The following is a 23598-nucleotide window of genomic DNA, read 5'->3' on the forward strand; positions in this document are numbered from 1 at the left end:
AGCGGGTCATTCGGCGATCAACCCGGCGACCAGCGCGGTGATGCTGTCGAGGTTCGCGAAGTGCTTGCCGGTGATGCGGGTCGGCGGGACGGTCACGCCGAACTCCTCGCGGATGTAGGCCAGCAGGCGGCCGGTGTTGCGAGAGTTGAGAATGCCGAGCTGCAGCAGCGGAGTGCCGCCGGACAGCTCGGCCGGGCTTTCGGTCCCCTCCAGCAGGTTCGCGCTCACGTATTGCGTGATCTTCTGCTGGATCTCGTCCTCGGTCAGCGAGATGGTGCCCATGGGAGTCCTTCCTCGGGACTATGGCCGCCGTGCCCCGCACCGCGACGATCGGCGGTTCTATACATGATGAATTCTACAGTTGACGATCTAACGGTCAAGGGTCAAGCCGAACGAGACGTCGGCTTAGGTCGATATCTCCACGGCGACGGCGGCGGTGGGAACCCGGAACGCCGAACGGCCGACGCCGCCCGCCGAGGCTCCGGATGAACCGGGTCGTGGGCAGCGTCGGCCGTTCGACGCGGGTCCGCTTGTGGATCAGCGGATCTTCGGGATGACCGCGCGGCTCGCCGGGCAGCCGACCTGCGGTGCCCGCCGCGGCGCCCGGGGTGCGTTCCAGGTGGCGCTTGAACGTGTGGTGACGGTCAGATCGGGCACGCGGCCGACGACGACCACGGACAGCTCACCGCGCAGGCTGTCTCCCATCACGGCAGCCTGGCCCCACACTGTGTACTTGAATTGGACGGGCTCGTCGCCGACCGTTCGGTACGCGAGGTTCGCGTTCGCGGACAAGCACCCGTTGTGCGGCGTGGTGCCGGCGCCGACCAGGCGCGCGACGACGACGGCCGGCTCCTCGCGCTCCGCCGGAGGCTGCGTCACGGGGCCGCCCTCGAGGGCGACATCCACCGTGATCTCGCCGCTGCCGAGGTAGCCGAGCTGGAAGGTCAGGAGGTGTGAGCGGTGCTCGTCGTCGGCCGGGAGCAGGCAACTGCGCAGCAGCAGTCCCTCCGGCTCGTAAAAGAGGTTCGTCGCGCTTCCGCATTGCAGGTTGGACTTCCCCATAGTCTCTCCGAATGCCGGTGCGGTGCGGTGTGGTTGCGAAATCGTGCTTTGTCGGGCAACTGCTTAGTGACCTTCTCCCGTGCCAGTCGCACTCACGAGAGTCTCGGCCGGCCGCTTGACCCAGTCGCAAGCAAAGCTACCGGCTGTCCCGCAAAATCGCGGTACCGTGACGGCCGGTGATCCATAGTTTATAACTGCCCATTGACGTTAGTCGCCCGATATTGGCGGTTATCCGACATGGGTGGCCAGCTGGAATATGAATTGATCACGTTTGCGGACGGCCCGTACGACACGGGCAGATCGGTCCGTATCGGATGGTGCTGGAGACAGTCGTGAAACCATCGACAGACAGGTCCTTGCGACAGAAGCCAGTCTTCGAGAGGGCTCCACGTGCTCGCCTATCCTGCGATGCTCGACGTGCCCCGGGAACTTATGCAGTACCTCGGCCGGCTCCTTGCGGCGGATCGCCGCGCCCGCGGTGCGCGGCGTGACACTCGGGCGTTGACGTACTTCTATCAGGCCTGTTCGTAAGGCCCAGGATGTAGCCTGGTGGCGCCGGGTTCGGGGTCTCCCGGGCGACCGCGTACCGCTACCGCGATGAAGGTGTCGCCGTGCTTGCCGCCCAAGCCCAGGATCTGCACATCGCTCCGAAGCGGGTCGCCGACGACTGCCGGTCGCACGTGATCCTGGACGGCAAACTGTTCGACTGCCGCCGGCCGGCGGAAAGCCCTGTTTCGGTAAAGCAGGAAACGATCGACGCCTGGTACTCCGGAAAGCACCGCGACTCCGGTGCGGGCGTGCGAGCGGTGACGCGCCCGGACAGTATTCCGGTCGAGACCTCGCCGGCGATGCCTGAAATGGGCGTGACCGCGACGCTGAACCGGGCTGCCGCCGACCTGCACCCCGGCGCTGGTCAAACTCCGGCTACGAAACGCCGGTCAGGGCATCAAGACACCGATCAAAGCAGCCTGCCAACGGCAAACCGGTGAGCGAATTCAGCGGCTAATATCTCGGAGGGCTTCGTCCAGTTATGGAGCTCTCGGGGTCGATCGTTTGATTGCGGAAGCCACCATCGCCAAAGAGTTCGTGGTCGGTGGTGATCTTGACGCTTCGGGGAAGTATTCGCGCAGGATCCGGTTGAGGTTCTCGTTGCTGCCGCCCTGCCAGGGCGAGCGCGGACGGGCGAACTGGACCGGCAGTCCCGCCGCGGTGATCCGGGCGTGCGGGGCCATCTCCGCGCCGCAGTCCCGGGTCAGGCTCTTGGCGATCTACGGTGGCACAGTGCCGGCGGCGGGCGTTGCCGCGTCCCCGACGGTCAGGGAGTCCCGGCCGGTCAGCGGGACCAGGACCACCAATCGCTACGTACGTTCGACCAGCGTCGCGCCGACGCTCTTACCGGCCTTGCCGATGACGAGGTCACCTTCCTTATGGTTTCGGCGTGCTCGAGGTCCGTAAGGTCTTGGATCCACTGGTAGATCGCTTCGTAGCACACCCGTACAGCGTGATCGTCCCGGCGAACACTCGGTTCGCAGCAGGTCGGTGAGGACCGCCTGCCGCCGCGGTGACCGCTCGACCGCGTACGCCTTCGGCCGCTGCCGTGCATCCGCTGTCGTGTCGTCGGCCGTCGCGGGGAACCCCTGCCGCGGTGCGGCCTCTGAAAGCCGGACGACAGGGAACTGACGGATGGCGGACCGGGGCAACCCGTCCGCCACACCGGACGCAGCCCGCAAGGAACCGGGCGGAGAGAGGCTGCACAACCGGTCCTGCCGTGGACTGATCCGGTCACCTCGACTCATCGAATCAGCCGGCGATGAAATGTCAGCCGGACTGCTGGCTCGCGTTCACTTGAACGCCATGGCGTTCGGCGGGGAGCCGACGCCGCCCGGAATGTTCAGGGGCTTGGCCGTCAGGAAGAAGTCGTACCGCCCGTCCTGCGCGCAGTCGGCGGCCAGGTCCTCCAGATTCCACAGCTCGCCCATGGCCATGCCCAGCAGCGCGATCAGCGGTTGGTGCAGAATGACGCTGCCGGACTGCAGCCGCCCGGGCGCCCGGAAGTCGGACTCGAGCACGGGCTGGGCCTCGACCGCCGGCGTGTCGCTGGCCACGAGAGCGATCTGCTTGTCCCACAGCCAGCGCACGACTGCTTCCCGCCGCGCGAGCCCCGGCGACTTGGCGCGGTAGCTGAAGTCCACCCGCTGCGGCTCGGTCTTCGACAGATAGCTTTCGGCCCAACCGGTCCGCAGCAGCAGCATGTCGCCGCCGTGCCACTCCACACCCTGCGCCGCGGCTATCTCGTCCAGCGTCGTGGCATCGAGCAGGACGGTCGCCTCGCGGTCGTACTCGCGCCCCTGTTCGGCGAAGAACCGTACGACGTCCAGCAGCACGCCCCGGCCGGCGATGCCGGACTCGGCCCAGTTGTGGATACCGAGGCGGGTGGAGGCGCCGCTGTTGTCGGCCGCCGACAGCCCGTTGTAGAAGCCGTATACCGGGTGGCCGATGTGTCGCAGTCCGTCGATCTGTGATGTCGACTGCAGGTAGAACGAGTCGAGCCAGTCGTCGCGGGCAAACTCACCGAGCTCGAACACCTGATGCCGGGTGGCCGGCCGCGGGGCGGTCGGAAAAGGCTGGAATGCGTTCACCGGATAGTCGAGGCTGAAGCGCCGGCCCGTGCGGACGAGCTGCGCGGCGGCCGCCACCCGCTCGGGCGTCAGCAGGTTGATGGTGCCCAGTTCGTCGTCGCGGCCGAAGATGTCCCACGCCGAGTAGGGCGGCTGGGCCGAGGCGAGCTGGTCATACGTGCGCATCTGCAGCCCCTTCACAGGATCTCGGTTCATCGGCCGAAGGTGCCGCGAGCAGGCATCCCCGGCGATGCTCGTCTGAGCACCCCGACCACTTCGTTAGCCATGCATCGATCCTAGCCCGTCCCGGCCTGCGGGCAGCGGAATGGTCGGCCTAAATGTCGGCCCGTGACCGAGACACAGATCGCCGCCGCATGCCCGCGGCCTGTTCCGTCCACGTGCCACCGGCAGCCGGCCCGTTCCCCGGCGCCACGAGGCGTGTCCCGGATGAAGGCCGCCGGTTTGCTCGCGGCCGCCCGCGCCGTTCGTCGGCAGAGGGCCGGAGTCGCGGTGACACAGCTGGTGGCGGCCGCCTTCTACATTCCTGCCATGATCAAATTGGCTGTCTCGTCGACCGCCTCCAGGGAGGCTGAAGCGGCCGTCGCCCGGTTACCCTCCTTGACCGGGCTTCGCTGGGCGGCGGCGTTCTTCGTCTTCGCCTTCCACCTGCACATCGTGGGGGCTCTGCGAGGCGACGCAGGCGCGGTGGCCGCAATGTTGTTCCGCGGTGGCAGTGCCGGGGTGTCCTTCTTCTTCGTGTTGTCGGGCTTCGTGCTGGCCTGGTCGTACCGCGCACGTCGTGGATTTCATCGCGCACGGTTCGCACGGGTGTATCCGCTGCACCTCTTCACTGCCCTGGCAGCCCTGCTGTTGGTGATCACCTATGAGCGCGGTCCCGCCCCGCCCCTGACGGTGATCCTGACGAACCTCACCCTGACGCACGCCTGGATGCCGGACGAGGCGTACGTCCAGAGCCTCAACACGGTGAGCTGGACGTTGTCCTGCGAAGCTCTCTTCTACCTGCTGCTGCCGTGGCTCGTGGTGGCGACACGGCGGCTGAGCACATCCGGCCTGTGGATCGTCGGCGGTGCCGCAGCGCTGGTGGTGCCGGTGGGGCCGGCGCTGCTCAGCGCGGTCGCCGGCCCCGACACGGCGACGTGGTTCTTTCACTGGACGCCGCCGGGCCGGCTACCGGAGTTCGTGGTCGGCGTGGTGCTGGCCCGTCTCGTTGCCACCGGCGCATGGCGCTTTCATCCGCCGATGGCGGCCGCGGTGGCGATAGCGGCTGGGGGCTGTCTACTGGCTAGCTTCGTACCTACGCCGTATCGCTACGCGGCGGCGACACTGCCCGGTTTCGTGCTGTTGATCGCCGCAGCAGCGCACACCGATCTGAGCGGGCACAGGTCCGGCGCCGGCGGCCCGCTTATGGTGCGCCTGGGTGAGGTGTCGTACGCGTTCTATCTGGTCCACCTCCTGGTGTTGCGAGTCGGAATCGCCGTGGTGGACGAACGTGGTCGTGCTGTCGGCGAGGGGGTGCCGTACTCGCTGGGCTGCTTTGTCGTGTCGCTTGGTATAGCGAGTTTGCTTTATGTAGCAGTGGAGTCGCCCGCGCGGCGGCTACTTCATCGCGGCCGGCGGGCGGGCAACCCAACTTGTACGCCGTGAGACGTACCCGGACCGGCTTCGCGGTCTTGCTAGTGTCGTGGCTTCCGTACCCGTGGAGCCGTGCAACTGGCCGACATCGGCAAGGTGATCGGCGTGCTGACAAAGGCGGAGACAGGTGGGAACGTGGCTGACAACCATTCGGTTCCCCGACGGTACGCATAAATACGCTGAATACAGCACGAACGTCGAGGCCATGTGCCACCCGCTGTACTCGAGGGCGTGCCCCGAGGGCGGCACTCTGCCGGGCGGGGAACCTTGCTACCGGGCCGCCGTCGTGGGTGAGCCGGAACCATGCCACCCGCACGTACAGCACGAACCGCCCGACCGGCTAGTCCCGGTCATGGTGTGCGCGGAACCCGACGACCGGTGCTGGCACGCACTGTTCTGCCCTCGGAGGGCCATGGTGCTCGGCCCCCTGTCGCCGCACCACAGCCGCGTACTGCAGCAGAACTACGAACTGATCACCGGCGCGCAGGGGGTACGACACCTGTGCCGGTTTGCCGTGCGTGAGGGGTACACGGGGCCCGTGGAGCCGAACAGCTTGTGCGGTGTCGTCCTGCGCGAGCGGCCTTTGCCGTACCACAAACCCCAGGAATGGTTGACCGAAATCCAGCCGGAGGAAGCGCGAGAGGAAGTACCCCACATCGACCTGTACGCCGAATGGGATCGCGCCGACCTGTGCCGCTCCTGCCTGATCTCTGCGCTGGCGCCCGAGCCCGGATCCACACCATCCCCGGCGCCGCAACCGGCGCGGCGGCACTGGTTGAGTCGATCACTGCGTAGATGAACAGTCGGGCTCCTTGACGAGTTCACCGTGCCGGGACGCTCGCGCAGCTTGCCGCCTACCGTTTGGCGGCAACAATCGGTGCGTGGAACACGCAGCGATGCACCGGACCGTCGGTTCACTGGTACCGGATGGGTTCGAAGCGTACGCGCGCGTATTGCACCCCGCCGCCCGCGACGACACGGAGGTGCGGTGGGCCGTTGTCGCCCGAGCCAACGGTCGCCGCGTCCACCCAGGCATGCAATGGTCCGCGATCGCCGGCACTTGGCGGACGGCCGGGGCGACGGCCTGGCAGGTGCCCGAGGACCTCTGGGAAGAGTCGGACGGTCACGGCGGCCGGCTCTGGACGCGCAGCCCGCAACTGGGTGCCCTGCCGCCGGCGCAGGCCCGGCTGCTGGCCGACGCGGTGGGAACCGGAGTGGTGGCGACCGACATCGATCAGGACAGCACGTACGTGGGCGCGGACCGGGCGACGGTCGACTCGCTCCTGTGTCATCCGGCCCTGGAGGTCGTCGAGGTTCGGCGGGATCAGCCCATCGGCCGCGACAGCGACACGATCAACCGTCCGGCCCCACCGTGGACGCCCCGGCGGCGACTCTTCCGCGGGCGATGATCGAGCAGCAAACTCCAACGGCGGCCGCTGGTCCCCCGGGCGTCGAAGTTGTGGTCGGGCGAGGTGCCGCTCAGGGGACGGGCTACAGGAGGGCCAAGGTGCTCAACGGCGCGCAGCGCCGGCGGCGGCTTGCCACGTATCCGAGGACCAGGAGCGGGCCGATGCCGAAGCGGCGGGCGAGCGGGCCGGTGACCGCGCCGTCGGCCGGCCCGCCGATCGGTGCGATGCCGATCACTGCGCCGGGCATTCCGGGCGAGATGCCCGGCACGGTGGTCCCGCCGTCGGGAGGGGGGAAACCCGCTGTCGGTTGTCGGATGCGGGTGGTACAAAGCCGCGGTGGAAGAGACTCTGGAGTTCGCTGACCTGTTGCGGCTGATGGACGAACGATCGACCGCTTTCCGGGCGGCGGTCGCCGCGGCACCGAGCCTCGACGTGCGGGTGCCGACATGCCCCGAGTGGACGTTGTTCGACCTGGTGCAGCACCTCGGCGAGGGGCGCCGCAAGTGGGCCGCCATCGTGGCCGCGGGGCCCGCGGACGCGCCTCCGGCGATGTCCGCCCCCGTGGCGCCCAGGGAGCGCGAGGCCCTGCTGGCCTGGTTCGCCGCGTCGACGGGGGAGCTGCTGGACGCGCTGCGGGAGGCCGGCCCGGATCGTGGTTGCTGGACGTGGTGGGGTCCGTCGCAGTCGCCGCAGACGACCGGTGCCGTCGCCCGGCACCAGCTCCAGCAGGTCGCCGTGCACACCTACGACGCGCAGGTCGCCGTGGGCGCCCCGCAGCCGCTGCCGGACGAGGTGGCACTCGACGGTGTCGACGAGTTCCTGACCACCTGCGTCGCGACGACGGCCGCGTGGCCGCACCAGCCCGCGGTCGTCGACTACCACGCCACCGAGGGCCGTTCGTGGCGGCTCTGGTTCTCCGCCGACGGCGCCCGGACCGCCCGCCTCCCCACGCCGGTCGTCGGCGTAGGCCCGGAGGCGGCCTATGTCTGCGCCCAGGGCACGGCCAATGAACTGGTCATGTTCTGCTACGGCCGCATTCCGATGGACTCGCTGCGGCTCGACGGCGACCGGCGCGTCCTCGACCAGCTGATTGCCTGGGAGCCGGAGGCATAGGACACGACGACGAGGCGCCGTGACGATCACCGGCGGGCGGCTCGAAGCGTGTCCTGCAGGGCGCCGACGGCGGGCTTCGGGCGTAGTCGCTCGTCCCAGGGCAGTTCGTCGCCCGGTTCCAGTGGATAGCTGTCGTGTTCGGCGGTGGAGCCGTAGCGATCGGTGATGCCCCAAGTGGTGAACGAGGTGCAGGTCGGCTCGGACAGGCAGGCACCCAGCACGCCGGCGAACTGGGCGGCCTGAACACGGGGTGATTCGCCGTACACGTCGATCTCGGAGATGCGCGCGGAGAGGCCGAGCTCGGCCAGCGCGGCGATGTGCGACCGCAGCACGGCGGGGTCGATGTGGTCGCCGGCTTCGTGGACATGACTCTGGAAACCGACCCCATCGATGGGCACTCCACGCCGCTTGAGACGGGTGACCAGGGCGTACAGGGCGTCCCAGCGAGGGCCGTCAGCCTCCGCACCGAACTCGTTGAGGTAGAGCTTTGCCCCGGGGTCGGCGGCGCGGGCGGAAATGAACGCCTTGTCGATGTACGACTCGCCCATGGCCTCCTGCCACAGGTGTTCGCGCAGGCCGGGAACACCGTCGGGCCCGTCGTCGTCCGGGGACAACGGCTCGTTGACGACGTCCCACTCCGCGACCCGGCCGCGGTAGTGACCGACGACGGTCCTGATGTGTCCGGTCATGACGCTCTCCCGGTCGGCGAGTGCGACCTCCTGCATCCATCGCGGGTTGGCCTCGCCGAAGACCAAGGTGTGTGCGTGCACCGCCATATGGTTGGCGGCCGCGAAGTCGACCAGCAGGTCGCCCTCGGCGAAGTCGTAGGTGTCCGGCCCGGGGTGCACGAACTGGGGCTTGAGGTCGTTCTCGGTGGTGAGCATCGAGAACTGGGTCGCGGCGAGGGCGCGGTAGCCGTCGTCGCTGACCAGTGGTGCGGCCGCCATCGCGGCTCCGATCGGGAGCCGGCGGCCGGTGGCTTCGGCCAAGCCGCGCAGGGCGTCGGCGGGCGGCGCGGCCGGCCCCATCATCGGGGTGTCACGGACCGCGACGCTTCCGCCGCCGCGCCCCATCGCCTCCAGCGCCGCCAGCGTCCAGTCCGGCCGGCCGGGAGCGGCGTCGCCGCCGAAAGTGACGGAACCGGCGGCGAACACTCCTGGATCCGGGACGGACACTCGGATGTCACCGGCGGACAGCACGAGGTCGCCGCCGTAACGCTCGACCGTGACGGTGACCGTTCCGGGTGACGTGGCCGACGCGGTCCGGTCCGTGGCCGGCGTGGCGGAACGGCCGTCCCAGACGGTCAGGCGCAAATCGCGGTCCGAAACCGCGACACGCAGGCCCCGCCGGTTCTGTCGCCACTCGTCGTAGACGATCGGGACCTCGCCGTACAGGTACAGCGACGCGGTCTGGCCGGCCGGACGGTGCAGCGTCGCACTGACCTGAAAGTCGCCGCGGACCCGCAGCTGTGGCCCGCGCAGGTTCACCGGTGGATTGGGTTGTCCACCCGTGCCGTCCTGAAGCACGATGCGCCGTCCCAGGCCGTGGATGCGCACGCCGCCGGAAGCGGCGGTCGCCCCCGGGAAACGGCTCCAGTCCCCGGCGAGCAGGTCCACGTGGCCGGACGCCGGGATGGTGCGCGAGACGCTGGGCCGGGCGCTCTGGCCACGGGACGGATCGCACGCGGCGACACCGCCGGCGGGCAGGCACAGCAGGGAAACGAGCAGGGCCAGGCGGGCGCGGGGGACGTTCGGCACGGGTCCTCTTGCGGTCGACGGCGAGGAACGGTCGACAGTACAGACAGCACGCACCCGGGAGCTCCGTCAATCACTCCCTACGGCGAGGAGGGTCCTGGCACCGCGGTGAACGCTACAACCGGCGAGGCGGCCGGATCCCGTCCTGGATACCGAAGCGCCGGCCCCGCTCGAGCCGTCAGGCTCGCTGGTCCAGGGAGGCTCGCAGACGCTGCAGCAGGTCGGCCAGGGCGATGCGGTCGGCGTCGCCGAGGCCGGCGAGCGCCTGATGCGTGGCCTGCATCTCGTCGCGTACCCGCAGAATGGCGTCGGTGCCCGCGTCGGTGCGCACGACGTTCTTGACCCGTCGGTCGCCGGGCCTCATCTCCCGGCGCACCAGTCCGCGGGCCTCCAGACGGTCGACGATGCCGGTGATGTTCGAGGCGTCGCAGACCAGCCGCTCGGCCAGCTCCCGCATGGACAGCGGTTGACGCAGCTGGCTGAGCAGCTTCGCCTGCGTCGAGGTGAGGCCCTGGTTGGCCGCCACGGCGGCGAAGTCCTGGAAATACGCCGTGCTGGCCAGCGCGAACAGCTCCATGAGCTGAACGGTGGTGGGTGGCGCCGGTGTGACCGGTGTGGCGGGCGCTGCGAGGGAGGAGTGGCTCACGTCGCAAGAGTAGCGGCAAAGCTTGACCACCTCAACCATCGAGGTTACGGTCTTTTTCCTTGAGGTCATCAAGCTTCAAGCTTGTCAAGTATTCGCCGACGGCCTGTTCAGCCTGGCCAGGGGCGGCATGTGAAGGGAAACGGTGTGGTGGAACTGCGCTCCGAGGTCCGGTCGCGACGCGGCGGTGACACTGTGTTGATCCTGGCTCTGGGTCTCGCCACCATGATCGTGTCTGTGATGCAGACGCTGGTGGTGCCGATTCTCGGCCTCATTCAACAGACGCTGCACACGAGCGCGGGCAACGTCAGCTGGGTGACCACGGCGACGCTGCTGTCCGCGGCCGTCTTCACACCGCTGCTCGGCCGCCTCGGCGACCAACGCGGCAAGAAGCCGACCCTGGTCGCCGTCATGGTCGTCATGGTGGCCGGAAGTGTCCTGGCCGCCCTGACCGATTCGCTGGGCTGGTTGATCGTCGCCCGGACGATGCAGGGCGCGGCCACGGCGATCTTCCCGCTTGCGCTGTCCGTGCTGCGTGAGCAGGTGCGCCACGAGCGGCTGCACGCGGCGATGGGTCTGGTCAGCGGCACCTTGGCCTTCGGCAGCGGCCTGGCGCTGGTCCTGACCGGCCTGCTGACCCGCGGTGCGGACGCGGACTACCACCGGGTGTTCTGGCTCGCCACGGCTCTCGCGCTGCTCGCCCTCGCGGCGGTGGTCTTCCTGGTGCCGGGCGCGGGCTCCCGTACCGGTGGCCGCGTGGACGTACTGGGAACGGTGACCCTCGCCGCGGCTCTCGTCCTCCTCCTGCTGCCGATCTCCCAGGGACAGTCCTGGGGCTGGACGAGCGCGCGGACGCTGGGCAGCTTCGCCGGCTCCGCGCTGATGGCCGCCGTGTGGGTCCTGGTCGAACGCCGGGTGCGCGAGCCCCTCGTCGACCTGCGGATGTTCGTCTTCCGGCCGGTGTTGTTCACCAATCTGGCCGGCCTGTTCGTTGGCTTCGGCATGTTCGCCCAATTCATCGGCGTGTCGTACCTGGTGCAGATGCCGCCCGCGCTCACGGGCTACGGCTTCGGTGCCTCGGTGCTGCGCGCCTCGGTGGAGTTCCTCCTGCCGGCAACGATCGTGTCGCTGTTCGCCGCGCAGTTCGCCGGCGCGCTCGTGCGCCGCATCGGCGCCCGGTCCACCCTGACCCTCGGCGCGGTGGTCGGCGCGGCCGGCTTCGCCGTCCTGACGGTCGCGCACGACAGTCCGGCCTCGGTCATCGGCACAGGCATGGCGATCGGCGCCGGCATCAGCCTCGGGTACGCCGCGATGCCGGCGCTCATCATGGCGAGCGTGCCCCTGCACCAGAGCGGCATTGCCAACGGGATCAACTCCATCTCCCGTTCGGCGGGCAGCTCGATCGGCAGCGCCGTCGTCACCTCGCTGCTCGCCGCGAACACCATCGCGAACCTGCCGGCCGGCGTGCCCGCCCTGCCCGCAGAGCGGCAGTTCACGATCAGCTTCGCCGTCGCCGGCGTCGCCTTCGGCCTGGTGGGGCTGATCAGCCTGTTCGGTCTGCGTACCAAGCCGGTCCTGCCGGCGAGCCAGGTCACGGCCGACAGCGCAACCGGCGACGTCCAGCCGGCCGAATCGGGCACGGGAGCCGAGCTGGAACCGCCGGTCGCGGCCCGCGCCTGACACACGGGCCGAAGGCCCGCATGACGACCCGTACACACGACATCCAGGGGGAGTACCGCAATGAAGGCCATCATCTACCGCACGTACGGCGGCCCGGAGGCCCTGGAGTACGGCGAGGTCCCGAAGCCGAAACTGGGCCCGGACGCCGTCCTGGTCCGCGTGAAGGCCGCCTCCGTCAATCCGGTCGACTGGAAGATCCAGGCGGGATACCTGGACAGCGTCCTGGACGCCGTCTTTCCCGTCATACCCGGCTGGGATCTCGCGGGCGTGGTCGAGCAGGCCGGTGTCGGCGTCACCGAGTTCGCTCCTGGAGACGAGGTGATCGGCTACGTCCGTGAGGACTTCGTCTCTCGCGGCACCTTTGCCGAGTACGTCGCCGCTCCGGTCCGTACGCTCGCCCGCAAGCCGGCGAACCTCACGTTCGAGGAGGCCGCTGGTCTTCCGCTGGCCGGGCTGACCGCGTACCAGGCACTGACGCGGACCCTGCAGGTCCGCGACGGCGCCACCGTGGTGGTGCATGCGGCGGCCGGCGGCGTCGGTTCCCTGGCGGTCCAGATCGCCAGGTCGCTCGGCGCCCGGGTGATCGGCACCGCGAGCGAGCGCAACCACGACTACCTGCGTGGGCTCGGCGCCGAACCCGTCACGTACGGCGAGGGTCTCACCGACCGCGTCCGGAACCTTGCACCGCACGGCGTGGACGCTGTGCTCGACCTCGTCGGCGGTGATGCCCTGAAGGCATCGCCTGAGCTGCTCGCCGCAGACGGCCGCCTGGCATCGGTCGCGGACGCCGCCGTGCTCGGACTTGGTGGCCAGTACGTCTTCGTGCGACCTGACGCCCGCGACCTGGCGGCGCTCACCGAGCTCGCGGAGAACGGGAGACTGCGGGTGGAGGTGGCCGCGACGTTGCCGCTCGAACGTGCAGCCGACGCCCAGCGACTGAACCGCGAGGGTCACACCCGCGGCAAAATCATCGTCGTTCCCTGACCACAGCTCCACGGGCACCGTCGAAAGCGATGGCGCCCTAGGACGGGGCGGCCAGGACCGCGCGGTCGCGGCCGGCGTTCTTGGCGGCGTACAGGGCGGCGTCCGCGACGCGGACCAGTTCGCCGGAGTCGGAGATCCGGCGCGGGGCGGTCGCGCCGCCGAGGGACACGGTGACTTTCAGATCCACCCCGGTGGCTACCGGTACGGGCTCGGCGACGACGGTGTGGCGGACGCGTTCGGCAAGCTCTCGCAGCTCGGCGCGGGTCACGTCGGCGGCCAGGATGGCGAACTCCTCACCGCCGAAGCGGGCGATCACGTCGTCGCGTCGGCACGCCTGTTCCAGCCGGCGGGCGACCTCGATCAGTACCTGGTCGCCGGCCGGGTGGCCGTACGCGTCGTTGACCTGCTTGAAGTGGTCCACGTCGACGATCAGCAGGCCCATCTCGCCGTCGCGGCGCGGCCGCGGCGGCGGAGCCTCGAGCCGTTCCTGCAGGAAGCGGCGGGTGTGCAGGCCGGTCAGCTCGTCGGTGATGGCGAGGTGGCGCTGCGCGGAGACCAGGCCCGCCATCCGGGTCAGTACGAGGAGAAACAGCACCGTGCAGGCGGCGGCGATGATCAGCAGGTTGGGATGCGTGCCGCGCAGGTTCTCCACGACCAGGACGGCGGGGACCACCATGACCGCCGCGGTGAGCAGCCCCAGGCGCCACCGGGAGATCGACTCGGTGTTGACCGGGCCGGGCTCGTCGATGCGCCGCATGGACGGGTGCAGGGCGGCGGCGCCGAGGAGCACGTACCCGGCCAGCCAGAGCGCGTCCAGCCAGCTGCCGTTGACGAACTCGCCGAGCAGCGTCTGCAGCCCGTACACGGTATCCGCCAGCAGGGTGAGCGCGAGAAAACCAGTGAGCAGGTGGAACGACATGGTGTGTCGGCCGCCGCCGAGGACGAGACGCAGCGCGACGGCGAGCACCGCGAGGTCCATCACGGGGTAGGCGGTCGCGGCGAACCGGTCCGGGGTCGAGACGCCGGGTGCGGTGACGATCGGCTGGATCAGGTACGTCCACCACAGCAGCGCGGCGCCGGTGGCCACGGTGCCGGCGTCGATGAAGGCGGTCGCGTTGTTGCCGGTGCTGCGACGCCGGATCAACAGTGCCAGGGCGGCGGCGACCAGCGGGTACTGGGCGAGGTAGAAGAGGTTCGCGACCAGGGGGTAGCTCGTGCTGGGGTCGGCGCTCGTGATCACGGTGTAGGCGATGTCGCCGAGGGTGAACATGATCTGCCCGGCGCCGAGCAGCCACCACGCCGCCCGGGCCTGCGGCCGGTGCAGGCGCGGCCCGGCCAGGACGGCGACCGCCGAACCGAAGCTGATCAGGCAGTACCACACGCCCTGGCCGGCCGGGGAAACGCAGGCCAGTGGCATCAGGTAGTACGCCGCGACCGCGGAAACGCCGCCCAGCAGCCACCCGAGGTGGATGGGCGGCCTGCGATGGCCGGTAGACATCGGCCCATTCGACTCCGGCATGGTTGCGGTTCGGTATCCACGCTGGAGCCATACGGTGGTCGCCGTTCGCGGATACCTCGCGGCGGGGAGGCGCAACCGGGGTGCCAACCAGGAATTGCGGTGGTCTGGAGGTCGGCTTGCGCTGGGATTGAGGTGGAGCTGCGAGTCTGGTTCAGTAGCCGTCCGGGTTGGTGTGGCTGAGATCCCCTGGCCTGGCTGAGCACACAGCGGCCCTCCTTCCGGGGGGCCGTCGTGCTGTCCGGCCCTCCGCTCACCTCGCCATTGAGGGCCGGCTGTGCCCGGCGGGCGTGCCGGGGCGGGCCGGGACCGTGAGTTCCATGCCGAGCACCGGGACGTCCACCGTGCCGTCGCTGGTGGCGTGCCAGCGCCAGTGGGCGCCCTCGCCGATGTCGCCGCAGACCAGGCCGGTCCAGCCGACGCCGTTCGTGCCGCACAGCGCCAGCAGGCGGGCGGTGTCGCGTTCGTCGGGGGTGCCCAGGACCACGACCAGAGCGCGTACCGGGCGGCGAGCCGCCGCGCCGCGGATCGGGACGTCGGCGCCGTCGTCGCCGGCCTGGACCGGTACGGGCACGTGGGGTGTGACCGCGAGACCGGGCGGCATGGCCAGCGGGATCCCGGCATCGGCCGTTCGCAGCACCGCCACCGGGATGCCGGGCCGGACCCGGGCGATCTCCCACAGCAGGTTCTGGACGATCTCGCGGGCCACCCGCCGGTCGCCGGTGACGCTGAGCACACCGTCGAGCCGGCTGAGGTCCACGAAGACGGGCTCGCCGGCGGCGTCGCTGCCGGCCCGGACCATGCATGCCGCCATCTGTTCGTTCCGTACCCGCTGCGCCTGGCTCGCCGCGTCACCGTGGCCGGACCTCGCGGTCGCGGTCGACATGCGCCGCCAGCGGGTGCTGTCGATGCGCTGCCAGGGGGTGGCCAGCGACTCCGACGCAGGTAGCCATACCGTCGTGCCCGCGCGGTCGACGCTCACGGCGTGGACCGGGCCCTCGCCCGCGGGGAACATGACGGCGACCTCGCCGATCGTGTCGTACGCCCGGCGCAGGGTCTCGCCGTCGGTGGCGAACCGCCGGCCCAGCGACAGCCGGTCGGACAGGCGACGGCGGCGCCGGGCCGGCTCTCCGAGGGCATGGACGGCCCGGGCGATCCATCGGGTCAGTCGGCGCCGTCCGGCGATGGCGGCCGTGACGAGCGCCACAAGGACGGCGGCGAGTACGGCCAGGACCGCCGGCAGGGGAATGGAGATGACGTCGCCGGAGGCCGCCCGTGGCGGGGGGTCGCTCCGGCGGTTGCCCGTCTCTCGGGCCAGGCGTACGTCCGGACCGGATGCGTCCTGCGGCAGGCGCAGGATCCACCCCGGGTGCAGGCGATCGTCCGCACGGGTCAGTGCCCCGCCGTCCGGCTGAGTCCGGCCCCTGTTGAGGTCGAGGATCTCGCCGGCGCGGGCGGGGTCGTCGAGGGTGCTTCCCGCGATCGACGGCAGCGTGGGCAGCTGGCCGCCGGTCTCGTTCACGTCGGAGACCACGAAGACCTTGATCAGATCACCGTCGTCGGCGGCGGCCGGGGCGACCGCGGCGAACGCGGCCCAGCACGCCAGCACCAGGACCGTGGCCGCCCGGACGAGTGCCCGCCCGGCGCTTCTCTTACCCATGTTCCCCGCCATCGCTCGGTGTAGTTCGGCGGCCGTGCCGCCGGACCTCCTATCGGTGATCGCCCTATACACGCGGCCGGTGGCGTGAGGGTTCGGAAAATTCCGTGAACCGTTCGGCGGGGGGCGCCGTGTATGCCGCGACGTCCTGATCAAGGCCGGGCGTTGGAGAGAACACGGGGGAGAGGTGAAGGATGGCGCGGCGGTTCGCGACACCCGCGGATTTCGAGCTGGTGGGCATGAGCTCGGACCCGACCCCGGGTGATCCGGAGCACATCGAGGACGTCGTACGGCGGTATGCCGAGATCGGCGACGCGGCGGAGAAGGCGCTGAGCGTCCTGAAGCGGGACGGATCGATTGCCACCGGCCGTGGATCCGCGATGGACCAGCTGCGCGAGAAGGTCGGCGACGACCTCCCCGACAAGCTTGCGAAGACGGCCCGGTCCTATCACGACGCGGCCGACGCGATGCGGGCGTACACGCCCCGGCTGCGGGAGGCACAGGACACCTTCGACCGGGCGGTCGAGCAGGCGCGCCAGGCGGCGCCGCAGGCGCATCAGACCCCGCCGGCGCCGGCGCCGGACGCCACCGGCGAGGAGAAGGCCGCCGCTGTCCGCGCGCAGGACGGCATCGACGCCGCCAAGGGGCAGATGTCGGCGGCTCGAGGCCTGGCCGAGCAGGCACAGAGCATGCGGGAGGCCGCGGAGAAGACGTGCGCCGACGCCCTCGACCGCGCGGCGGGCGAGGCGATCCCGGAACGCAACTTCTTCCAGAAGATCGCGGACTTCTTCGCGGACTTCCCGTTCGTCCAGATCCTGCTCGGCCTGCTGCTCGCTGTCGTCTCGGTGTTCTTCCCGGTGGTCGGTCTGCTGCTCGGCGCCGCACTGTTCGCCGTCACCCAGATCGTCGCGATAGCCACGGGTGCCTTCAAACTCGGCGACTTCCTGATCGGGTTGCTCGGCCTCATCCCCGGTGCGTCCGTCCTCAAGGTCGTCGGGAGCGGGCTCAAGGCCGGAGCCGGCCTGGCCGCCAAGGTGGTGCCACAGCTCGCGAAGACGGTGAACGGCAGCATCACCGGCATCAGAACGACGATCAACACCAGCAGGACGATCGGGCCCCTGGTGAACAGCTCCGCGGCACGGTTCGCAGGCTCCGGCGCCAAAGGCTTCGCCGAGGGCGCTACGGACGAGGTCGCGGCGCAGGCGATCAACGGCGACGGCTTTGATGCCACCCAGATCGCCACGGCCGGCGGACTGGGCGCCGGCGGCGAACTGGCAGGACACCGGGGCACGAAGGGAGACACCGCCTCCGGCGGGATCCCCGTCAAGACGGCACCGGCCGACGGCACCTCCTCGCGCGGTATCGACACGGACACGACGCTCGATCCCGGCGCCCGGCCGCCGTCTCCGTCGTCGCTGCCCGGAATGCAGGACGTGTTCTTCCCCCACGGCACCGCGGTCAAGAGCCAGGACCCGCTGATCCTGGTCCACCCCACGTTCCCGCATGTCGACCTCGAGTTCCAGCACCACATCGACGGCGATCCGGTCTTCAAGGTGAAGGACACCGGCGAGACCGTGTATTTCGACCTCGACGACAACACGTTCCGCAAGTTCGAGGGCGATGGCTTCACCTACCAAGAGCCTCTCGCGGACTTCACGAGGTTCCAGGGGCCGGTCCCCACGGATCACTTCGTGGTCAAGAACTTCGAGGGCCAGGACCTCACGCAGGTCGGCAGCCTCGGCGAGCTGCACGACCTGCCGCGTACCGACCAGCCCGTCCTGGTGCCGACGGACCAGATCCCGGACTCGTTGCTGCGCGGCGACGCCGAAGAGGCCCGGGTGGACCGCATCGTGCAGGCGTTCCGGGACGGCACCCCGCTGCCCCCGATCGGCCTGGCCAAAGACGACCTCAGCATCAACGACGGCAACCACCGCATCATCGCGGCCAAGCGGCTCGGGCTGCCGTTCGTCCCCGTCCGGCTCTCCTAGCCGCGGCGGCTCCAAGTTTCCATCCGTCCGGATGGGTTCCAGAAAACAACACGAGGGAGACACCATGCCCGACTACCGGGTCAACTCGGACGAGACCGCATCGACGTCGCAGGGGCTGCTCAACGACTTCAGCCAGCTGCAGGACAAGCTCACCGAGGTCAAGGGGAAGATCTCCGGTCTGCTCGCCAACGGCTACTCCACGCCGGCCGCCCAGCAGAAGTTCTCGCCGTTCTTCGACGAGTTCGCCAAGGGCTTCGATCAGGTCAACCAGGGTCTGCAGGGCATCGGCCAGTACGTCCGGTCGGTCGGTGACGCCTTCTCGCAGACCGACGATCAGCTGGGCGCCAACCTCGGCTGACCGGCGGCCGTACCGAGGCCACCACGCCGTCCACCATTCCTCTACGACAAGGGTCGAGAAGCCGTGCGATTGAACGTGAGCGTCCCTGATCCTCAGTTCCCGGGGGTCTCCACCACCGTCGTGGTCGACACGGAGCCGTCCGCCACAGCCGGCAGCCTCGCGGCTGAGCTGGCCCGTGCGGTCGGCCCGGTGCGACCCGACGATGCCGGGGCAGCGGAGCCGGTGCTGTACATCGGTGCCGATCCGGTGGACCCACGGGCGACGCTCCAGGCGGCCGGGGTGCGTGACGGCGTGGACCTCGGGCTCGGCGTACCCCTTCGCGCCGAGCCCGAGGCGCAGGGCCGTACCGAAATCCGGATCGTCTCCGGTCCCGGCGCCGGGACCATCTTCCGTCTGGTCCCCGGCGACTACGACATCGGCAGCGCGGCGGTCTGCCGCATCCGGCTGTCCGCCGAGGAGGGAACGCTCGCGCAGGCGGCCCGGGTGCGGGTCCGGCTGGACGGTACGGCCGAGCTGCTGACCGCCGAGCACGCCCTGCTGGACGGCAAGCCGGTGGAGGACCGCACCCCGTGGCGTGAGGGAAGCCTGCTGTCGGCCGGTGACATCCTGCTGGAGCTGACCTCGCACCGAGGGGCCCGGGCGCCGCTGACACCCGCCGCCGACGGCCTCGGCCTGAGCTTCAACCGGCCGCCACGGTTCCTTCCGGCGGCGAGCGGCGGCCGGTTCCGGCTGCCGAGCCCGCCGGCCAAGCCCGACAAGCGGCCCATCCCGCTGCTTCCCGTCCTGCTTCTGCCGGCCGGCAGCGCCATCGTCGCCATCCTGGCCACCGGCAGATGGACCTTCGTCTTCGTCGCGCTGCTCTCACCGATCGCCGCCCTGTTCACCCAGTTCGGCGGCCGGAAGCAGGCGATGCGTAAGTACCTCGACGAGGTGGGACAGTACGAGGAGAAGCTGGCCCGGGTCCACGCCGACATCGAGACCACGCTGCTGGACGAGCAGCGGGAGCTGCGCCTGTCCCTGCCCGATCCGGCGTCGCTGCTTCAGATGGCCGTCCAGCCCTCCGAGCGGTTGTGGGAGAGGCGGTGGCACGACCCCGACTTCCTTTCCGTACGCGTGGGAACCGCCGATCTGCCCTCCGCGGTGACCGTGGACGACCCGACCCAGGACGAGCACCGGCGCGGCACCGTGCCGTTGCTGAACGAGGTGCCGGTCGCGGTGTCCGTACGCGACGCCGGTGTGGTCGGCATCGCCGGGCCGCGCGCCGCCGACCTGGCCCGATGGCTCGTGGCCCAGGCCGCGGCCCGGCACAGCCCCACCGATCTGCGTGCCGTCGTCCTCGCCGGACCGGACGGCGAGCAGAATTGGGCGTGGACCCGCTGGCTGCCGCACACCCAGCCCCAGGGCGAGGATGCGTACGCGCTGGTCGGTAGCACCACCGACTCGCTGGCCCGGCGGATCGGCGAGCTCGGGCGGATCGTCGCCGCCCGCGCCGCCTCCGGAGCGGAACTGGCCCGCGGCGGCGTCAACGGCTACCCGGACGTCCTGGTGGTCCTGGAACAGGCGCGCCGCGCCCGCTCACTACCGGGCGTCGTCGGCCTGCTCCGCGACGGCCCTGCTGTCGGCGTCTACGTCATCTGCATCGACCGGGAGGAGCGGCTGCTCCCCGAGGAGTGCGGCGCGGTCATCGTCACCGGATCCGGCCGCCGGAACGTGTCCGAGGTGCGGGCCGGTGGCGCCGTACCGCTCGACCAGGTCCGGACGGACTCGCCGGAGCCGGGCTGGTACGAGCCTTTCGGCCGGGCCCTGGCCCCGCTGCGCGGCGTGGGCGACAGCGACGAGAGCGTGCTGCCCGGCGCCGTACGGTTGCTGGATTTGCTGGGCATCGAGCCCCCGACCGCGCAGGCGCTGGTGGCGGGATGGTCGCTGGGTGGCCGGAGCACGACGGCCGTCCTCGGCGCCGGCTTCGACGGGGCCTTCGCCGTCGACCTGGTCCGCGACGGTCCGCACGCGCTGGTCGCCGGAACCACCGGTTCCGGCAAGTCTGAGCTGCTGCAGACCCTCGTCGCCACCCTCGCGGTCGTGAACCGCCCCGACGAGATGACCTTCGTGCTCATCGACTACAAGGGTGGCAGTGCCTTCGCCGAATGCGCCGACCTGCCGCACACCGTGGGCCTCGTCACCGACCTCGACACCCACCTGGTCGAGCGGGCGCTGGTGTCGCTGGGCGCCGAGCTTCGCCGTCGGGAGGCGCTCCTGGCCTCCGCCGGCGCCAAGGACATCCTCGACTATCTGGACAAGCGCGCCCGGGGCGGCGATGCGCTGCCGCCGCTGCCCCGGCTGCTGCTGGTCATCGACGAGTTCGCCGCCATGGCCCGGGAACTGCCCGACTTCATCTCCGGGCTGGTCAACGTCGCCCAGCGTGGCCGCTCCCTCGGTATCCACCTGGTGCTGGCTACTCAGCGGCCGGGCGGGGCGGTGACGCCCGACATCCGGGCCAACACGAACCTGCGGATCGCGCTGCGCACGACCGACACCACGGAGAGCCGCGACATCATCGATGCTCCGGACGCCGGGGAGATCTCCCCGGCCCACCCCGGCCGCGCCTTCGTCCGGCTCGGCCCGTCCGTGCTCCTGCCCTTCCAGTCCGCCCGGGTCGGTGGACGCCGCCCCGGCGGTGCCGTGCCCACGGACACGCCGGCTCCCGTCCGGGCCCAGGCGGTCTCCTGGCGGGACCTCGGCGGTCCGCTGCCGAGCCCGGAACCCTCCCGCGGCGGCTCGGGGACGGCTCAGACGCAGGCTGTCACCGACCTCGCGGTCCTGGTCACCGCGATCGCGCAGGCCGCTGGGCTCGCCGGGATTCCCCGCCAGCCCAGCCCCTGGCTGCCGCCCCTGCCCACCCTGCTCGAGTGGACCAGGCCGCCTGCGCCCGAACCGGCCGAGACCCGCCCGGCCGCCCTGCCGCCGGTCGCGTACGGCGTCGTCGACCTGCCGGCGCGGCAGAGCCGGGCGCCCCTGACCCTGGACCTCGACCGGGCCGGGCACCTGCATGTCGTCGGCTCTCCCCGCAGCGGGCGGTCGCAGGCGCTGCGTACCCTCGCCGCGGTACTCGCCCTCGCGCACGGCGCCGACGACGTGCACCTCTACGGGATCGACTGCGGCAACGGTGCGCTCAACGCCCTGGTGAGTCTTCCGCACTGCGGCGCGGTCGTGGACCGCAACCAGGTCGAGCGGCTCGGCCGCCTGCTCGACCGGCTCAACGCCGAGCTCACGTCCCGCCAGTCGGCGCTCGGCGCCCGGGGTACCGCGGACCTCGCCGAACTACGCCGCTCGCAGGCGCCCGGCGAGCGCCTGCCGCACATCGTGCTGATGGTCGACCGCTTCGAGGTCTTCGACCGCGAGTTCATCGCCTACGACAACGGCAGCTACATGGAGCGGATGCTGCGCCTGCTGCGCGACGGTGCCGGTGCCGGCATCCACGTCGTCCTGGCCGGTGATCGGATCCTGGGTGGCGGTCGCTACTCGGCGACCACCGAGGACAAGCTCGTCCTGCGGTTGAACGACCGCCAGGACTATTCCTCCGTCGGCATCCCCTCCCGGTCCGCCCCCGCGGACCCGGCTCCCGGCCGGGCGTTGCGCACCCAGGACCTGAGCGAGGCCCAGATCGCCGTGCTCGGCGGCGACCTGTCCGGCGCCGCCCAGGCTCAGGTTCTGCTGGCACTGGGGGAGGAGCTGACCAAGCGAGAGGCGGATGTTCCCCCCGCCCGTCGCCCGCTGCGGCTGGACACCCTTCCGGACCGGATCTCGTACGCCGACGCGATGGCGCTGCACCACCCGGCGCCGATGCGGCCGCTGGTCGCCGTCGGTGGCGACACGCTCACCTCGTTCGGCCCCGACCTGACCGACGTACCGACCTTCGTGATCGCCGGCCCGCCGCGCACCGGCCGCAGCACGACTCTGCTCGTCGCCGCCGAGTCGCTGCTGGCCCAGGGGACGGCCGTGGTCGTCCTGGCGCCCCGCCGGTCGCCGCTGCGTGAACTCGCGGGCCGCCCGGGGGTCGCGGCGGTGATCACCGATCCGGAGGTGTCGGTCCGCGACTTCCGTACGGTGCTGAGCGGCATCCCGGAGCCCAGCGCCGTGATCGTCGTGGACGACGCCGAACTGCTGATGGGCGCCGAGATCGACTCGGACCTCGCCCTGCTCGCGCGCGGCGCCCAGGGCACCGGGTGGGGCATTCTCGCCGCGGGCAACGCGGAGTCGCTGGCGCTGAGCCTGGCCGGCTGGATGGGCCAGGTCAAGCGCAACCGCACCGGCATGCTGCTCTCGCCGCAGGGCCTGAGCGACGGCGAGGTCATCGGCGTGAAGCTGAGCCGCGGGTACGTCGGCCGGGCCCCGCAGCCGGGTCGCGGCCTGCTGCACCTGGGCGACGGCAGTCTGCTCTCGGTGCAGGTGCCGGAGTTCACCGGGTAAGCGCAGCAGTCCCAGACGGCAGAAGGACGGCCGGGAAACCGGCCGTCCTTCGCTCTGTGGTCCCGCTCAGGCCGCGTCCGCGACCTCGACCGGCCGCCCGTCCTCGGTCAGGAAGCGGAAGGTGCTGGTGATCGCGTCGAACAGGTCGTAGACCTCGTTCTTCAGCGGCAGGTTCGGGCTGGCCAGGGTGACGACCAGGAAGTCCGCGGGCCGGCCGGGAACCGGCATCATCGTGTGCATGGTCAGCAGCCGCACGTCGATGTCCGCGGTCAGCCGCGTGGTCTCCGTACCGGTGACCCGGGCGACCGTTCCGACGTGCGGTAGCCGGACCGAGGAGACGATCCGGTCCTTCGGGGCCTGGCCGCTCGACGAGGAGACGCCCAGCTGCGTGGAGAGCACCGGCAGCGTCAATTCCTGACCTGCCGGCGTGGTGACGGCGAAGACCATGCCGTACGCCATGAACAGGCCCTCGTCGTAGACGGTTGCCGTGCCGGTGGCCAGCAGCGCGCCCTGCCGCCGCGCCGCGCGGCTGACCTCGCGACCCTGCCGGAACATGTCGTTGATCCGCATCCGCTCGCGCGGATCGTCCGTCATGGAAAGAGCCTGCGCCCGGATCCGGGCCAGTTGCTCACCGCTGAGATCGACCTCGTCCCACAGATCGGGGACGTCGAGCAGGAAGCGTCGTGCGCTGCTCAT

The 23598-nt window shown here is 70.5% G+C and carries 19 protein-coding genes; 10 read left to right on the forward strand and 9 right to left on the reverse strand.

Features of this window, described 5'->3' with window-relative positions:
- Nucleotides 1-6: 6 nt before the first annotated feature.
- Both ACIBO8_RS25915 and ACIBO8_RS25920 read right to left on the reverse strand, forming a co-directional pair.
- On the reverse strand, nucleotides 7-282 hold the full coding sequence (locus ACIBO8_RS25915) for a phosphopantetheine-binding protein (RefSeq protein WP_396117888.1): 276 nt from the start codon (nucleotides 280-282) through the stop codon (nucleotides 7-9).
- A 255-nt stretch (nucleotides 283-537) separates the two neighbouring features.
- Nucleotides 538-1062, reverse strand: coding sequence for a hypothetical protein (locus ACIBO8_RS25920; protein WP_396117889.1), 525 nt, complete (start codon nucleotides 1060-1062; stop codon nucleotides 538-540).
- Between the two features lie 611 nt (nucleotides 1063-1673).
- Here ACIBO8_RS25920 and ACIBO8_RS25925 point away from each other — a divergent pair.
- On the forward strand, nucleotides 1674-2051 hold the full coding sequence (locus tag ACIBO8_RS25925) for a hypothetical protein (protein ID WP_396117890.1): 378 nt from the start codon (nucleotides 1674-1676) through the stop codon (nucleotides 2049-2051).
- Nucleotides 2052-2903: 852 nt separating this feature from the next.
- Here ACIBO8_RS25925 and ACIBO8_RS25930 read toward each other — a convergent pair.
- Complete coding sequence (locus tag ACIBO8_RS25930; RefSeq protein ID WP_396117891.1) at nucleotides 2904-3896, reverse strand: cyclase family protein; 993 nt, start codon at nucleotides 3894-3896, stop codon at nucleotides 2904-2906.
- A 294-nt stretch (nucleotides 3897-4190) separates the two neighbouring features.
- On the opposite strand from ACIBO8_RS25930, the gene ACIBO8_RS25935 reads away from it, so the two are divergent.
- From ACIBO8_RS25935 to ACIBO8_RS25945, 3 genes are all read left to right on the forward strand, one after another.
- Nucleotides 4191-5345: an acyltransferase family protein gene (locus ACIBO8_RS25935; RefSeq protein ID WP_396117892.1), complete on the forward strand. Its 1155-nt coding sequence runs from the start codon at nucleotides 4191-4193 to the stop codon at nucleotides 5343-5345.
- Nucleotides 5346-5745: 400 nt separating this feature from the next.
- Nucleotides 5746-6132 carry a hypothetical protein gene (locus ACIBO8_RS25940; protein WP_396117893.1) on the forward strand — a complete coding sequence of 129 codons (387 nt, stop codon included), beginning with the start codon at nucleotides 5746-5748 and terminating at the stop codon, nucleotides 6130-6132.
- Between the two features lie 235 nt (nucleotides 6133-6367).
- Entirely contained in the window at nucleotides 6368-6742 is a 375-nt protein-coding gene (locus ACIBO8_RS25945) for a hypothetical protein (RefSeq protein ID WP_396117894.1), read from the forward strand.
- Between the two features lie 82 nt (nucleotides 6743-6824).
- Here the strand turns inward: ACIBO8_RS25945 and ACIBO8_RS25950 are convergent, their stop codons facing one another.
- A complete protein-coding gene (locus ACIBO8_RS25950; protein WP_396117895.1) occupies nucleotides 6825-6989 on the reverse strand; it encodes a hypothetical protein in 165 nt (54 codons plus the stop codon).
- 89 nt (nucleotides 6990-7078) lie between these two features.
- Here ACIBO8_RS25950 and ACIBO8_RS25955 point away from each other — a divergent pair, with 89 nt between their 5' ends.
- On the forward strand, nucleotides 7079-7855 hold the full coding sequence (locus ACIBO8_RS25955) for a maleylpyruvate isomerase family mycothiol-dependent enzyme (RefSeq protein ID WP_396117896.1): 777 nt from the start codon (nucleotides 7079-7081) through the stop codon (nucleotides 7853-7855).
- 26 nt (nucleotides 7856-7881) lie between these two features.
- On the opposite strand, the gene ACIBO8_RS25960 is transcribed toward ACIBO8_RS25955, so the two are convergent.
- Nucleotides 7882-9612 carry an endo-1,4-beta-xylanase gene (locus ACIBO8_RS25960; RefSeq protein ID WP_396117897.1) on the reverse strand — a complete coding sequence of 577 codons (1731 nt, stop codon included), beginning with the start codon at nucleotides 9610-9612 and terminating at the stop codon, nucleotides 7882-7884.
- Nucleotides 9613-9787: 175 nt separating this feature from the next.
- Nucleotides 9788-10255, reverse strand: a complete 468-nt coding sequence (locus ACIBO8_RS25965; RefSeq protein WP_396117898.1) for a MarR family winged helix-turn-helix transcriptional regulator — start codon at nucleotides 10253-10255, stop codon at nucleotides 9788-9790.
- A gap of 222 nt (nucleotides 10256-10477) precedes the next feature.
- Here ACIBO8_RS25965 and ACIBO8_RS25970 point away from each other — a divergent pair, with 222 nt between their 5' ends.
- Both ACIBO8_RS25970 and ACIBO8_RS25975 read left to right on the forward strand, forming a co-directional pair.
- On the forward strand, nucleotides 10478-11932 hold the full coding sequence (locus tag ACIBO8_RS25970; protein WP_396118217.1) for an MFS transporter: 1455 nt from the start codon (nucleotides 10478-10480) through the stop codon (nucleotides 11930-11932).
- Nucleotides 11933-11992: 60 nt separating this feature from the next.
- Entirely contained in the window at nucleotides 11993-12916 is a 924-nt protein-coding gene (locus ACIBO8_RS25975) for an NADP-dependent oxidoreductase (RefSeq protein WP_396117899.1), read from the forward strand.
- 37 nt (nucleotides 12917-12953) lie between these two features.
- Here ACIBO8_RS25975 and ACIBO8_RS25980 read toward each other — a convergent pair whose 3' ends face one another.
- Both ACIBO8_RS25980 and ACIBO8_RS25985 read right to left on the reverse strand, forming a co-directional pair.
- Complete coding sequence (locus ACIBO8_RS25980) at nucleotides 12954-14414, reverse strand: diguanylate cyclase (protein ID WP_396117900.1); 1461 nt, start codon at nucleotides 14412-14414, stop codon at nucleotides 12954-12956.
- 271 nt (nucleotides 14415-14685) lie between these two features.
- A complete protein-coding gene (locus tag ACIBO8_RS25985; RefSeq protein ID WP_396117901.1) occupies nucleotides 14686-16092 on the reverse strand; it encodes a hypothetical protein in 1407 nt (468 codons plus the stop codon).
- A gap of 191 nt (nucleotides 16093-16283) precedes the next feature.
- On the opposite strand from ACIBO8_RS25985, the gene ACIBO8_RS25990 reads away from it, so the two are divergent.
- From ACIBO8_RS25990 to ACIBO8_RS26000, 3 genes are all read left to right on the forward strand, one after another.
- Entirely contained in the window at nucleotides 16284-18077 is a 1794-nt protein-coding gene (locus ACIBO8_RS25990; protein WP_396117902.1) for a hypothetical protein, read from the forward strand.
- Between the two features lie 64 nt (nucleotides 18078-18141).
- On the forward strand, nucleotides 18142-18435 hold the full coding sequence (locus ACIBO8_RS25995) for a WXG100 family type VII secretion target (RefSeq protein ID WP_396117903.1): 294 nt from the start codon (nucleotides 18142-18144) through the stop codon (nucleotides 18433-18435).
- A 75-nt stretch (nucleotides 18436-18510) separates the two neighbouring features.
- Nucleotides 18511-22902 (forward strand): FtsK/SpoIIIE domain-containing protein, encoded by a 4392-nt coding sequence (locus ACIBO8_RS26000; protein ID WP_396117904.1) that lies wholly within the window; start codon nucleotides 18511-18513, stop codon nucleotides 22900-22902.
- A 66-nt stretch (nucleotides 22903-22968) separates the two neighbouring features.
- On the opposite strand, the gene ACIBO8_RS26005 is transcribed toward ACIBO8_RS26000, so the two are convergent.
- Nucleotides 22969-23598 (reverse strand): hypothetical protein, encoded by a 630-nt coding sequence (locus ACIBO8_RS26005; RefSeq protein ID WP_396117905.1) that lies wholly within the window; start codon nucleotides 23596-23598, stop codon nucleotides 22969-22971.

It is taken from the genome of Actinoplanes sp. NPDC049681, from assembly GCF_044465265.1.
Taxonomy (GTDB): domain Bacteria; phylum Actinomycetota; class Actinomycetes; order Mycobacteriales; family Micromonosporaceae; genus Actinoplanes.